The 12,248-nt window shown below is 41.0% G+C and carries 16 protein-coding genes and 1 other RNA gene; 13 read left to right on the top strand and 4 right to left on the bottom strand.

Annotated elements, in window-relative coordinates; genetic code table 11:
* Window positions 1-153: 153 nt before the first annotated feature.
* Both pdxS and pdxT read left to right on the top strand, forming a co-directional pair.
* Window positions 154-1,029: a pyridoxal 5'-phosphate synthase lyase subunit PdxS gene (pdxS, locus tag ADG81_RS00335; RefSeq protein ID WP_000138517.1), complete on the top strand. Its 876-nt coding sequence runs from the start codon at window positions 154-156 to the stop codon at window positions 1,027-1,029.
* Window positions 1,030-1,611, top strand: a complete 582-nt coding sequence (pdxT, locus tag ADG81_RS00340) for a pyridoxal 5'-phosphate synthase glutaminase subunit PdxT (protein WP_049550576.1) — start codon at window positions 1,030-1,032, stop codon at window positions 1,609-1,611. It abuts the gene before it with no gap.
* A 20-nt stretch (window positions 1,612-1,631) separates the two neighbouring features.
* Here pdxT and trhA read toward each other — a convergent pair whose 3' ends face one another.
* Complete coding sequence (trhA, locus tag ADG81_RS00345) at window positions 1,632-2,279, bottom strand: PAQR family membrane homeostasis protein TrhA (RefSeq protein WP_049550577.1); 648 nt, start codon at window positions 2,277-2,279, stop codon at window positions 1,632-1,634.
* Entirely contained in the window at window positions 2,276-2,722 is a 447-nt protein-coding gene (locus ADG81_RS00350; protein WP_049550578.1) for a DUF1836 domain-containing protein, read from the bottom strand. Before ADG81_RS00350 ends, trhA begins: the two co-directional genes overlap by 4 nt.
* Window positions 2,723-2,856: 134 nt before the next feature.
* On the opposite strand from ADG81_RS00350, the gene ADG81_RS00355 reads away from it, so the two are divergent.
* From ADG81_RS00355 to trxB, 7 genes are all read left to right on the top strand, one after another.
* Complete coding sequence (locus ADG81_RS00355; protein WP_049550579.1) at window positions 2,857-3,351, top strand: GNAT family N-acetyltransferase; 495 nt, start codon at window positions 2,857-2,859, stop codon at window positions 3,349-3,351.
* The gene (locus ADG81_RS00360; protein WP_049550580.1) at window positions 3,351-3,860 is read left to right on the top strand and encodes a methylated-DNA--[protein]-cysteine S-methyltransferase; all 510 of its coding nucleotides are present in this window, start codon (window positions 3,351-3,353) and stop codon (window positions 3,858-3,860) included. Before ADG81_RS00355 ends, ADG81_RS00360 begins: the two co-directional genes overlap by 1 nt.
* A gap of 12 nt (window positions 3,861-3,872) precedes the next feature.
* Entirely contained in the window at window positions 3,873-4,229 is a 357-nt protein-coding gene (locus ADG81_RS00365; RefSeq protein ID WP_000889092.1) for an arsenate reductase family protein, read from the top strand.
* 157 nt (window positions 4,230-4,386) lie between these two features.
* Complete coding sequence (locus ADG81_RS00370) at window positions 4,387-5,187, top strand: amino acid ABC transporter permease (RefSeq protein WP_020901891.1); 801 nt, start codon at window positions 4,387-4,389, stop codon at window positions 5,185-5,187.
* Window positions 5,187-5,930, top strand: a complete 744-nt coding sequence (locus tag ADG81_RS00375) for an amino acid ABC transporter ATP-binding protein (RefSeq protein ID WP_000590965.1) — start codon at window positions 5,187-5,189, stop codon at window positions 5,928-5,930. The genes ADG81_RS00370 and ADG81_RS00375 overlap by 1 nt, the downstream gene beginning before the upstream one ends.
* A gap of 77 nt (window positions 5,931-6,007) precedes the next feature.
* Window positions 6,008-6,232 carry a DUF4059 family protein gene (locus ADG81_RS00380; RefSeq protein ID WP_000926599.1) on the top strand — a complete coding sequence of 75 codons (225 nt, stop codon included), beginning with the start codon at window positions 6,008-6,010 and terminating at the stop codon, window positions 6,230-6,232.
* 65 nt (window positions 6,233-6,297) lie between these two features.
* Window positions 6,298-7,209 (top strand): thioredoxin-disulfide reductase, encoded by a 912-nt coding sequence (gene trxB, locus ADG81_RS00385; protein ID WP_049550581.1) that lies wholly within the window; start codon window positions 6,298-6,300, stop codon window positions 7,207-7,209.
* A 39-nt stretch (window positions 7,210-7,248) separates the two neighbouring features.
* Here trxB and rlmB read toward each other — a convergent pair whose 3' ends face one another.
* On the bottom strand, window positions 7,249-7,977 hold the full coding sequence (rlmB, locus tag ADG81_RS00390) for a 23S rRNA (guanosine(2251)-2'-O)-methyltransferase RlmB (RefSeq protein WP_000855742.1): 729 nt from the start codon (window positions 7,975-7,977) through the stop codon (window positions 7,249-7,251).
* 44 nt (window positions 7,978-8,021) lie between these two features.
* Entirely contained in the window at window positions 8,022-8,633 is a 612-nt protein-coding gene (def, locus tag ADG81_RS00395; RefSeq protein WP_049500103.1) for a peptide deformylase, read from the bottom strand.
* A 174-nt stretch (window positions 8,634-8,807) separates the two neighbouring features.
* Here def and ADG81_RS09170 point away from each other — a divergent pair, with 174 nt between their 5' ends.
* From ADG81_RS09170 to ssrA, 4 genes are all read left to right on the top strand, one after another.
* Window positions 8,808-10,133, top strand: a complete 1,326-nt coding sequence (locus ADG81_RS09170; protein ID WP_001189732.1) for a CapA family protein — start codon at window positions 8,808-8,810, stop codon at window positions 10,131-10,133.
* Between the two features lie 21 nt (window positions 10,134-10,154).
* On the top strand, window positions 10,155-10,982 hold the full coding sequence (locus ADG81_RS00410; RefSeq protein ID WP_049550582.1) for an HAD family hydrolase: 828 nt from the start codon (window positions 10,155-10,157) through the stop codon (window positions 10,980-10,982).
* 1 nt (window position 10,983) lies between these two features.
* Window positions 10,984-11,619 (top strand): SGNH/GDSL hydrolase family protein, encoded by a 636-nt coding sequence (locus ADG81_RS00415; RefSeq protein WP_049550583.1) that lies wholly within the window; start codon window positions 10,984-10,986, stop codon window positions 11,617-11,619.
* A gap of 61 nt (window positions 11,620-11,680) precedes the next feature.
* Window positions 11,681-12,028: a transfer-messenger RNA gene (gene ssrA, locus ADG81_RS09125) on the top strand.
* Window positions 12,029-12,248 lie beyond the last annotated feature (220 nt).

The following is a 12,248-nucleotide window of genomic DNA, read 5'->3' on the forward strand; positions in this document are numbered from 1 at the left end:
AGCAACCTGCGGCTAGCTTCCTAGTTTGCTCTTTGATTTTCATTGAGTATCAATCTGTACCCACACAATTATCCTTTTTTTATCTTGTGATTCCTTCTAATCTGACTTAAAATGAAAAGGTAGCTACCAATACAAATGATGAGGATACAACAAATGACTGAAAATCGTTATGAATTAAATAAAAACTTGGCGCAGATGCTCAAAGGTGGGGTTATCATGGATGTTCAGAATCCTGAACAGGCTCGTATTGCAGAGGCTGCTGGTGCGGCAGCTGTTATGGCCTTGGAGCGGATTCCAGCTGATATTCGTGCAGCTGGTGGAGTTTCCCGTATGAGTGATCCAAAGATGATTAAAGAAATCCAAGAAGCGGTTAGTATTCCAGTAATGGCTAAGGTCAGAATCGGGCATTTTGTTGAGGCTCAGATTTTAGAGGCTATTGAGATTGACTATATCGATGAGAGTGAAGTTTTATCTCCAGCTGACGACCGTTTCCATGTGGACAAGAAAGAATTCCAAGTTCCTTTTGTTTGTGGAGCTAAGGACTTGGGTGAAGCCTTGCGTCGTATCGCTGAGGGAGCTTCCATGATTCGTACAAAAGGAGAACCGGGTACAGGGGATATCGTCCAAGCTGTTCGCCATATGCGAATGATGAATCAGGAAATTCGCCGCATTCAAAATCTACGTGAGGACGAGCTTTATGTTGCTGCCAAGGATTTGCAAGTCCCTGTAGAATTGGTTCAATACGTCCATGAACATGGGAAATTGCCAGTTGTAAACTTTGCTGCTGGAGGTGTTGCAACGCCAGCAGATGCTGCACTGATGATGCAATTAGGGGCAGAGGGTGTCTTTGTCGGTTCAGGTATTTTTAAGTCAGGAGATCCTGTTAAACGAGCGAGTGCCATTGTCAAAGCGGTAACTAATTTCCGAAATCCTCAAATCTTGGCTCAAATCTCTGAAGATTTAGGAGAAGCCATGGTTGGTATCAATGAAAATGAGATCCAAATCCTCATGGCTGAGCGAGGAAAATAGATGAAAATTGGAATATTAGCCTTGCAAGGTGCCTTTGCAGAACATGCAAAAGTGCTAGATCGATTAGGTGTCGAGAGTGTTGAAATCAGAAATTTAGAGGATTTTCAGCAAAATCAGAGTGACTTGTCGGGTTTGATATTACCTGGAGGTGAGTCTACAACCATGGGCAAGCTCTTACGTGACCAGGACATGTTGATTCCCATTCGAGAAGCCATTCTTTCTGGACTACCAGTTTTTGGAACCTGTGCAGGCTTAATTTTGCTGGCGAAGGAAATCACTTCTCAAGAAGAAAGTCATCTTGGAACTATGGATATGGTGGTCGAACGTAATGCCTATGGGCGCCAATTAGGAAGTTTCTACACGGAAGCAGAATGTAAGGGAGTCGGTCAGATTCCAATGACCTTTATTCGTGGTCCGATTATTAGTAGTGTTGGAAAAGGTGTAGAAATTCTAGCAACAGTTGATAATCAAATCGTTGCAGCGCAAGAAAAAAATATGCTGGTAACTTCTTTTCATCCAGAATTGACTGATGATGTGCGCTTGCACCAGTATTTTATTAATATGTGTAAAGAAAAAAGTTGAGATTGAATTTCTCAACTTTTTTACATGTAATAAACAATGGCGATGTATTGGAGTGCGGACGCAGCTAGGATAAAGAGATGCCAAATCATGTGGAAATAAGGTTTTTTCTTGGCATAAAATCCAGCTCCAACTGTATAAGAAAGTCCGCCAGTTACCATGAGGCTCCAAAAGATTGGTGTTGTTTGGCTGATAATGGCAGGAATGATAGTCAGAACCAACCAGCCCATAATCAGGTAAAGAGCAAGGCTGAATTTCTCATTAACCTTTTTAGCAAAGATTTTATAGAGAATACCAAAGATGGTCGTTCCCCACTGGATGGCAATAATCAGATAGCCAAACCAGTTATTCATCAAAGTCAAGACGACGGGCGTGTAAGAGCCAGCAATGGCAACATAAATCATCGAATGGTCAATAATTCTCAAGACGTATTTGTGGGTTGAACCATAGGCCATAGAGTGGTAAATGGTGGATGAGAGGAACATGAGAAAAAGGCTGATAACAAAAATGGAAATGCCGATAGATGATAAAAATCCGTGTGCTTCATAACTATAGGTGGATGAAATAGGCAGCAAGATGAGCATGATGACTGCACCTACGGCATGGGTCACGCTATTAGCAATCTCCTCTCCAAAACTAAGTTGTTTACTGAGTTTAAGACTAGTATTCATTGGATTACCTCCTCTTCAGTATGATGGATTAGGGCTAGAGTTTGATGATAGAGTTTAACCGTTTGACAGCTACTTTGGATAATAGGATTTTCTGGATCAATCCCATTGTTCATGTAGTTCACAAAAGCGTCGTATAGCTGGTCTGAGTTGGCTTGACTTTGGAGAGTATTAAGTGTCTGAGCTATTTCTTGAATAGAAAATACAGACTTGAGGGTTGTGATAGCAATTAAACGGGCAATCTGTTGGCGTTGGTATTTTTTCTTGTCAGGCTTTGTCAGATAACCATGTTTGACATAGTTATTGACCATGGATGCTGTTAGGCCCTTGTCTTTATCAGGAGAAATAGGGGCGCAGACCTGATTGACATAGAGTAAAACCTGATCCAGATAGAGATCAATGTTTGGAATTTCTTCCCATCTTGGGTAAGAAAAAGCAGTTTTCATTTCCAACTCCTTTTTATCTAGTTTTAATAACTAGATTATAAAATAATAAAAACAAATAGTCAAGTTTTAACTGCTTGTGAAAAGGATTAAATTATGCTATGATGGGAGAAACTAGTCAGAAATGAGGAGAAAAGATGGAGATTCGTTTAGCTTTTCCAAATGAAGTAGATGCCATTATGCAGGTGATTGAGGAAGCCAAGAAACGTTTAGCAGATGCTGGTAGTGACCAGTGGCAGAATGGCTATCCAAATACAGACATTATTATCGATGATATTATCTCAGGTCAAGCCTACGTAGCCTTGGAAGAAGGAGAACTACTAGCCTATGCTGCTGTGAGCAAGAGTCCAGAGGCAGCCTATGAAGCCATTTATGAAGGAAACTGGCAAGCTGGAGAGTCAGAGTACCTAGTCTTTCACCGTATTGCTGTGGCAGCAGATGTCCAGGGACAGGGAGTTGCTCAAACCTTCTTAGAGGGCTTGATTGAAGGTTTTGATTATCTTGATTTTCGTTCAGATACGCATGCTGAAAACAAGGCCATGCAACATATTTTTGAAAAACTCGGTTTTAAACAGGTCGGTAAGGTGCCAGTAGATGGGGAACGCTTGGCCTATCAAAAATTAAAGAAATAATGCAAAAGAAGTATGCAAAAAGGCTCTACATTTCGCCAATAGGAACCTTGTCCGTGGTTGCTGACGAGCAATATCTGTATGGAATTTGGGTGCAGGAGCAGAAGCATTTTGAGAGAGGGCTAGGAGATGAGCCGATAGAAGCAGTTGTTAGTCATCCCATTTTAGACCCAGTTATTGCTTGCTTAGATGATTACTTTAAAGGCAAGTCTCAGGATTTATCCAACTTGCCCTTGGCTCCAATCGGAACGGATTTTGAAAAGGGAGTTTGGTCCTATTTACAGGAAATTCCTTATGGTCAGACAGTGACCTATGGACAAATAGCCCAAGACCTGCAAGTGGCTTCTGCTCAAGCAATTGGCGGAGCGGTAGGACGCAATCCTTGGTCCATCCTAGTACCCTGTCATCGTGTGCTAGGAGCAGGCAAGCGTCTGACAGGTTATGCTGCAGGAGTGGAAAAGAAAGCTTGGCTCTTGGAGCATGAAGACGCAGATTTTAAAGATATAAAATAGAAAGTGAAAGACATGTTAGAATTTATCGAATATCCAAAATGTTCAACTTGTAAAAAAGCAAAACAAGAATTAAACCAACTCGGTGTGGACTATAAAGCAGTCCACATCGTCGAAGAAACACCTAGCCAAGAAGTCATTTTAAACTGGTTAGAGACCTCAGGTTTCGAATTGAAGCAATTTTTCAACACCAGTGGAATCAAATACCGTGAATTAGGATTGAAAGATAAGGTAGGAAGTTTATCGAACCAAGAAGCGGCTGAGTTGCTAGCAAGTGACGGTATGTTGTTAAAACGGCCCATTTTAGTAGAAAATGGAACTGTTAAGCAAATCGGTTATCGAAAACCTTATGAAGAATTGGGATTGAAATAGTTTTTATCTATCTCTTTGATAGATAAAATATATAACCTCCCTGTTTCAAAGTATGATAAACTAGTAGGTAGACAAAGTCTGTATCTGACCGTAGCAAATAATTTCATTGACGGCAGAAGTATGGTAGAATGAATCATTATCAGGAGAGGATGTTTTTATGAATGTTACAACGATTTTAGCATCAGATTGGTACCAAAACTTGATGCAATTGATTCCGGATGGCAAGCTTTTTAGCCTGCGTTCGGTCTTTGATGGAATTCCGAGAATTGTCCAACAACTTCCAACAACGATTATGTTGACAATTGGTGGTGCCCTTTTTGGCTTGGTTTTGGCACTTCTTTTTGCCATTGTGAAAATCAATCGTGTCAAAATTTTATATCCCTTGCAGGCCTTCTTTGTTAGTTTCTTAAAAGGGACACCGATTTTGGTGCAACTCATGTTGACCTACTACGGAATTCCTTTGGCTTTGAAAGCTCTCAATCAGCAATGGGGAACTGGTTTCAATATCAATGCGATTCCAGCCGCTGCTTTTGCGATTGTCGCCTTTGCTTTCAATGAAGCAGCTTATGCGAGTGAAACCATTCGTGCAGCCATTCTCTCAGTCAATCCTGGTGAGATTGAGGCGGCACGCAGTTTGGGTATGACCCGAGCGCAAGTTTACCGTCGTGTGATTATTCCCAATGCGGCGGTGGTAGCGACACCAACCTTGATCAATTCCCTAATCGGCTTGACCAAGGGAACGTCCCTAGCCTTTAGTGCAGGAGTTGTGGAAGTCTTTGCCCAAGCTCAGATTTTGGGTGGAGCCGATTATCGCTATTTTGAACGTTTTATCTCCGTTGCCCTTGTTTATTGGGTGGTTAATATTGGAATTGAAAGTCTCGGTCGTTTCATCGAGAGAAAAATGGCTATTTCTGCACCTGATACAGTGCAAACAGATGTGAAAGGAGATCTTCGTTAATGATTAAGATTTCGAATTTAAGTAAATCATTTTCAGGACAGACTGTCTTGGATCATCTGGACTTGGATATCCAAAAAGGAGAAGTCGTAGCCTTGATTGGTTCTTCAGGAGCTGGAAAATCAACCTTTCTACGCAGTCTCAATTATCTTGAAACGCCTGACAGTGGCTCTATTCAGATTGATGATTTCTCAGTTGATTTTTCTAAAATCACTCAAGAAGAAATCCTTGCCCTACGCCGTAAGCTGTCAATGGTTTTCCAACAGTTTAATTTGTTTGAACGCCGCACAGCACTTGATAATGTGAAAGAAGGCTTAGTTGTTGTCAAGAAATTATCTGACCAAGAAGCGACTAAGATTGCCAAGGAAGAGTTGGCTAAGGTTGGGCTTTCTGATCGTGAGAATCATTACCCTCGTCATTTATCAGGTGGACAGAAGCAACGGGTTGCCCTAGCGCGTGCACTTGCGATGAAACCGGATGTCTTGCTCTTAGATGAACCAACTTCAGCCCTTGACCCAGAATTGGTTGGTGAAGTAGAAAAATCTATTGCAGATGCTGCTAAGTCAGGTCAAACCATGATTTTGGTTAGTCATGATATGTCCTTTGTAGCCCAAGTGGCTGATAAGATTCTCTTCCTAGATAAGGGGAAAATCATTGAGTCTGGAACTCCGGATGAGATTATCCACCATCCTAAAGAAGAGCGGACAAAAGAATTCTTCGCTAGTTACAAACGGACTTATATTTGATATAATAGATAAAGAAAAACTCAGTTAGCTGGACTAGCTGAGTTTACTCTTTAAAAAAGATAGAAATGAGAGAAATCATGCTACTGCAACTATTTTCTTTATATTTCGAGAGTTTGATCTTGACCACCATCCTCGTCCTGATTTTTTTAGGGATTTGGATTGGACTGAGAGCCATGTCGGGAGTTGATAAGACTGCCAAGGCTCGCCAAGCCCATCTCTATGATATGATTATGATTGGGGTCTTGGTTGTTCCAGTATTATCCTTTGCGGTTATGAGTTTAATTCTTGTTTTCAAGGCATAATCCTTGCGTAATTGACAAGAAAGAGTTAGAATAAAGATAGTTACAACAAGAAAGAAGGAAACTATATGTACGATACTATTATTATCGGTGCTGGACCTGCAGGGATGACTGCGGCCTTGTATGCTGCTCGAAGCAATCTGAAAGTTGCTCTTATTGAAGGTGGTCTGCCAGGTGGTCAGATGAATAATACATCTGATATTGAAAATTACCCAGGATACGCTAATATTAGTGGGCCAGAATTGGCAGAAAAGATGTTTGAACCGCTTGAAAATCTTGGTGTTGAGCAAATTTATGGCCATGTTGAAAATGTTGAAGACCATGGTGATTTTAAGAAAGTGATTACTGACGACCAAACATATGAAACTCGTACCGTTATCGTAGCGACTGGCTCTAAACACCGTCCTTTGGGAGTACCTGGAGAAGAAGAACTGAACAGTCGTGGAGTTTCTTACTGTGCCGTGTGTGATGGTGCTTTCTTCCGTGACCAAGATTTGTTGGTAGTCGGTGGTGGAGATTCAGCTGTTGAAGAAGCCCTCTTCTTGACTCGTTTTGCTAAGACTGTGACCATTGTTCACCGTCGTGACCAACTTCGTGCTCAAAAGGTTTTACAAGACCGCGCCTTTGCGAATGAGAAAATCAGTTTTATCTGGGATTCTGTAGTGAAGGAAATTAAGGGCGAAAACCGAGTAGAATCTGTCGTATTTGAAAATGTGAAAACAGGTCAAGTGACAGAACAAGCCTTCGGTGGCGTCTTTATCTATGTTGGTTTGGATCCTGTTAGCGATTTTGTTAAAGAATTGAATATCCAAGATCAGGCAGGCTGGATTGTGACAGATAATCACATGAAAACTGCAGTTGACGGTATTTTTGCAGTTGGAGATGTTCGCTTGAAAGACCTTCGCCAAGTAACAACAGCAGTTGGAGATGGAGCTATCGCTGGTCAAGAAGCCTACAAGTTTATCACCGAACATAGTTAATCATAAAAAAGTTTCCAATCAGATGACTGGAAACTTTTTTTATAGTCTATTTCGAAAAACTTCGTACATGAGAATGGCTGCAGCAACACTGGCATTAAGGCTTTGAACATGTCCATTCATAGGAATGGTAATCATTTCATCTACCTGTTTTTTGATGTTGCTAGAGATGCCTTTTCCTTCATTTCCGATAATGAGGGCAATTTTCCCTTTTGTATTCCACTTATGGCAAGGAGTACCGTTCATATCTGTTCCAAAGGTCCAGAAGCCTTCATCCTTGAGTTTGTCCAGAGTTTGGCTTAGATTGGTCACTCGGGCGATTGGAACATGCTCAATAGCACCTGTGGCTGTTTTTGCAACGACAGGAGTTACTCCGACAGCACGGTGCTTGGGAATGATGACTCCGGAAACATTGGTTGCATCAGCGGTTCTTAAGATGGAGCCTAAGTTGTGAGGATCAGTTAACCCGTCCAGGATTAATAGCAAAGGATTTTCTTCTTGACGTGTTTTGGCAAGGATGTGATCCAGCTCACTATAGGCAAATTCGGACACTCGTAGAACAAAACCTTGGTGAACAGCACCTTCAGTCATCTCAGAGAGGGATTTTTTTGAGGTCCAAGAAATGGATACCTTCTTTTCTGTAGCCAGCTCCTTGACTTTCTCAACATTCTTACCTCGGAGATCTTCTTGGAGGTAGAGTTTGTTGCCGGTATTTGCAAGTAGGGCTTCGGTAACGGCGTGGACGCCATAGACAATATCATTTGTTTTCATGCCTCTATTATAACACAAAACCCCGTCTTGCAACGGGATTTTCTTTATTCTAGAATTAGTAAACCATCTTTAACTGCAAATGGGTCTTTTTCATTGATACGATCGTAAAACATGATTCCGTTAATGTGGTCAATTTCATGCTGAACAACGATGGAGTTATAGCCTTTAAGTTTGATGCGGTGTTTTTCGCCATCCTTGTCAAAGTAGTCAACAGTAACGCGAGCATGGCGAACTACATAACCAGGCACATTACGGTCAACAGATAGGCAACCTTCTCCTTCGCCAAGAGCAGCGTCTTGAACAGAGTGAGAGACGATTTTTGGATTGTACATAATGGCTTGTAAGTCGTAGGCTTCCTGCGGAGTTTCACCTTCTTCAACAATGTTTGGTACCAAAACAGCGATAATACGTTTTGAGATATCTAATTGAGGAGCAGCAAGTCCAACACCACCTCGGAGCCCCATCTTTTCAGCCATGACAGGATCTTGGGAATGTTTGAGGAATTGCATCATCTTTTCACCGAGAATGATTTCCTGGTCAGACAAGGGGAAAGTGACTTCCTCAGCAACCGCGCGTAGAGTTGGATTTCCCTCGCGGATAATATCTTTCATATCAATTAAGTGAGCAGCTTTTGTAATACGTTCTATTGCAGACATTTTCTCTCCTTTCATTACCTCTACATGATATCACAAAATGACAAGGATTGAAAGTATTACAGCCTTTAGGATTTATAGAAAATAGATAGGAAGTTCAATTCAATTGTGAAAGAAATACTTATCTGTGATATAATAAAAAGAAAAGGCTTGCATTAGAAAGTAGGGAGAATGAAGATGCAAAGAAGACAAGATAGACATAAACGTGGACCAGTTTTTCATTTTGTGAGAGGCTTTGTAAACTTTTTTAGGAGTTATCGCAAGTGGAGCAATAAGGGATTTGTGGCGATACTCTTGCTAGCAGTTGCTTTATCAATGGGCTTGGTCTTGTTGTTTGAAAGCTTCCAAGGAATCCCCTTAACCAGTCAAAAAAAGGATGCCATTTCTCAAGAAGCAAATAAGACCAATCAAAATACTAAAGATCAGGAAGAGGAAAAAACTGCTAGAATTATGGCCAATGGGGACCTCCTTTATCATATTCCTATTTATCGTTCGGCTTTAAAAGAAGATGGGACCTATGATTTTCATGAGAATTTTGATTATGTGAAACCATGGCTCAAACAAGCAGACCTAATTATAGGTGATTTTGAAGGTACTGTGAACAAGGACCACTATTTGGCAGGTTATCCCCTATTTAATGCACCTGGTGAAGTTATGGATGCCATCAAGGATGCCGGTTATCAAGTGCTAGACTTGGCGCATAACCATATCCTAGATTCACAAATAGAAGGTGTGGTTTCAACAGCAGATGCTATTGAGAAGGCAGGAATGACACCTATTGGAGTGTATACGCATGAGTCACGTGATCAAGCTCCACTGGTTATCAAGGAAGTGAACGGCATCAAGGTTGCACTTTTAGCCTATTCTTATGGTTTTAATGGAATTGAGCAAAGTATTTCTCAAGAAGACTATAACCGCTATCTTTCAGACCTAAATGAAGACAAGATGAAGGCTGAAATTGAACGAGCAGAGAAGGAAGCAGATATCACCATTATCATGCCTCAGATGGGTGTGGAGTATCGCTTGGAACCAACTGAAGAACAAAAGGCTCTTTATCACAAGATGATCGATTGGGGAGCGGATATTATCTTTGGAGGGCACCCTCACGTAGTTGAACCATCTGAAACGGTTGAAAAAGATGGGGACAAGAAACTCATTATCTATTCAATGGGGAACTTCATTTCCAATCAACGAATTGAAACCATGCAAGATGAAGAGAATGCTAAGTGGACAGAGCGCGGCGTGCTCATGGATGTGACTATTAAGAAAAAAGCCGGTAAGACGACAATCGAAACTGCAAAAGCGCATCCTTCTTGGGTAAACCGTACACCAAAAGGAACCTATTCTCCAGAAGGTTATCCACTCTTCCTTTACCAAACCTATATCTTAGAAGATTTTATCGAGGGTGGTAGTCATCGTGACCAGTTAGATGAAGCGACTAAGGAACGAATTGATACAGCCTATAAAGAAATGAACGAACATGTGGGATTGAAGTGGGATTAGCTTGAATCCAGAGGGAAGTAAATGACGATTAAGGTAATTGCAACAGATATGGACGGGACCTTGCTGGATGCTAGAGGCCAGCTTGATCTCCCACGCTTGGAAAAGATTTTAGATCAGTTGGATCAAAGGGGTATTCGTTTTGTCATTGCGACTGGGAATGAAATTCACCGTATGAGACAACTGCTGGAGCACTTGGTCGATCGAGTGGTTTTGGTTGTTGCCAATGGAGCTCGTATTTTTGAAAACAATGAACTGCTTCAGGCTCAGACTTGGGATGATGCCATTGTCGATAAGGCTTTGACTCATTTCCAGGGTCGAGCGTGTCAGGACCAGTTTGTTGTGACGGCTATGAAGGGTGGTTTCGTCAAAGAAGGTACGATTTTTACAGATCTTGAAAGTTTTATGACTCCAGAAATGATTGAAAAATTCTACCAACAGATGCATTTTGTGGATGAATTAACCTCTGACCTCTTTGGTGGTGTGCTCAAGATGAGTATGGTTGTTGGTGAGGAACGTTTGAATTCAGTCTTGGTAGAGATTAATGACCTCTTTGATGGCCATGTCAGGGCTGTATCGAGTGGCTATGGTTGTATTGATATCCTCCAAGCTGGGATTCATAAAGCATGGGGCTTGGAAGAATTACTCAAGCATTGGGACTTGAATCCCCAACAAATTATGGCTTTTGGTGACAGTGAAAATGATGTTGAAATGCTTGAAATGGCTGGAATTGCCTATGCAATGGAAAATGCTGATGAGAAAGCCAAATCTGTGGCGACTGCTCTAGCACCAGCTAACAGCCAAGGAGGAGTTTACCAAGTCTTGGAAAATTGGTTAGAAAAAGGAGAATGAAGTGGCAGTACAGTTATTAGAAAATTGGTTACTAAAGGAACAAGAAAAAATCCAAACCAAGTATCGTCACTTAAATCAAGTTTCTGTTCTAGAGCCAGACATTCTTTTTATTGGGGATTCCATTGTCGAATATTATCCTCTGCAGGAACTATTTGGAACTGCAAAGACGATTGTCAATCGAGGCATTCGAGGTTATCAGACAGGGCTGTTATTAGAGAATCTGGATGCGCATCTGTACGGTGGGGCGGTAGATAAAATTGTCCTTTTAATTGGGACGAACGATATCGGAAAAGATGTGCCTGTGAATGAGGCTCTCAATAATCTCGAAGCTATCATACAGTCTATTGCTCGCGATTATCCATTGACTGAGATTAAATTGCTTTCCATTTTGCCAGTCAATGAGGGAGAGGAGTACAAGCAGACAGTCTATATCCGCACGAATGAAAAAATTCAGAAATGTAATCAAGCCTATCAAGAGCTTGCTTCTGCCTATATGCAGGTAGAATTTGTGCCAATTTTTGATAGTTTGACTGACCAAGCAGGTCAACTCAAAAAAGAGTATACTACTGACGGACTGCACCTCAGTATTGCTGGTTATCAGGTTTTGACAAAAGCCTTGAAAGACTATCTTTTGTAGTTAGTTGATTTCCTTTTTGCATTTTTGTGTTAGATAAGGTATAATGGTTTTATTGTCTTTTGGGGTCGTTACGGATTCGACAGGCATTATGAGGCATATTTTGCGACTCGTGTGGCGACGTAAACGCTCAGTTAAATATAACTGCAAAAAATAACACTTCTTACGCTCTAGCTGCCTAAAAACCAGCAGGCGTGACCCGATTTGGATTGCTCGTGTTCAATGACAGGTCTTATTATTAGCGAGATACGATCAAACTTTGTCTAGCGGCTTGATAAGAGATTGATAGGCTCGCAGTTCCTAGGCTTGAGTTATGTGTCGAGGAGCTGTTAAAACAATACATAACCTATGGTTGTAGACAAATATGTTAGCAGATGTTTGGACGTGGGTTCGACTCCCACCGGCTCCATTATTCTTTTGCATTCCTTTCTAAAACGTTGTACTTACAGCGTTTTTTATTTTGTTCTTTGGTATTCCTTGGTATTCTTTTTTACAAAAAGGATACAATTTTCAGTTGTATCCTAAATATTAAAGCAAGTCCTGAATTTTCTTAAGTTTTTATCATATTTTCTGTTATAATTAAGGTGCCTTAAGAAAAATAATGAAAAAACTAAATGTTTTTCATATAGTTT

Origin of the sequence: Streptococcus pseudopneumoniae, from assembly GCF_001070815.1 — a bacterium.
Lineage (GTDB): Bacteria > Bacillota > Bacilli > Lactobacillales > Streptococcaceae > Streptococcus > Streptococcus pseudopneumoniae_P.

Bases quoted from the DNA above. Each gene is read 5' to 3' on its own strand.
- pdxS (WP_000138517.1), top strand. From the start codon at position 154: ATGACTGAAAATCGTTATGAATTAAATAAAAACTTGGCGCAGATGCTC.
- pdxT (WP_049550576.1), top strand. From the start codon at position 1,030: ATGAAAATTGGAATATTAGCCTTGCAAGGTGCCTTTGCAGAACATGCA.
- trhA (WP_049550577.1), bottom strand. From the start codon at position 2,279: ATGAATACTAGTCTTAAACTCAGTAAACAACTTAGTTTTGGAGAGGAG.
- ADG81_RS00350 (WP_049550578.1), bottom strand. From the start codon at position 2,722: ATGAAAACTGCTTTTTCTTACCCAAGATGGGAAGAAATTCCAAACATT.
- ADG81_RS00355 (WP_049550579.1), top strand. From the start codon at position 2,857: ATGGAGATTCGTTTAGCTTTTCCAAATGAAGTAGATGCCATTATGCAG.
- ADG81_RS00360 (WP_049550580.1), top strand. From the start codon at position 3,351: ATGCAAAAGAAGTATGCAAAAAGGCTCTACATTTCGCCAATAGGAACC.
- ADG81_RS00365 (WP_000889092.1), top strand. From the start codon at position 3,873: ATGTTAGAATTTATCGAATATCCAAAATGTTCAACTTGTAAAAAAGCA.
- ADG81_RS00370 (WP_020901891.1), top strand. From the start codon at position 4,387: ATGAATGTTACAACGATTTTAGCATCAGATTGGTACCAAAACTTGATG.
- ADG81_RS00375 (WP_000590965.1), top strand. From the start codon at position 5,187: ATGATTAAGATTTCGAATTTAAGTAAATCATTTTCAGGACAGACTGTC.
- ADG81_RS00380 (WP_000926599.1), top strand. From the start codon at position 6,008: ATGCTACTGCAACTATTTTCTTTATATTTCGAGAGTTTGATCTTGACC.
- trxB (WP_049550581.1), top strand. From the start codon at position 6,298: ATGTACGATACTATTATTATCGGTGCTGGACCTGCAGGGATGACTGCG.
- rlmB (WP_000855742.1), bottom strand. From the start codon at position 7,977: ATGAAAACAAATGATATTGTCTATGGCGTCCACGCCGTTACCGAAGCC.
- def (WP_049500103.1), bottom strand. From the start codon at position 8,633: ATGTCTGCAATAGAACGTATTACAAAAGCTGCTCACTTAATTGATATG.
- ADG81_RS09170 (WP_001189732.1), top strand. From the start codon at position 8,808: ATGCAAAGAAGACAAGATAGACATAAACGTGGACCAGTTTTTCATTTT.
- ADG81_RS00410 (WP_049550582.1), top strand. From the start codon at position 10,155: ATGACGATTAAGGTAATTGCAACAGATATGGACGGGACCTTGCTGGAT.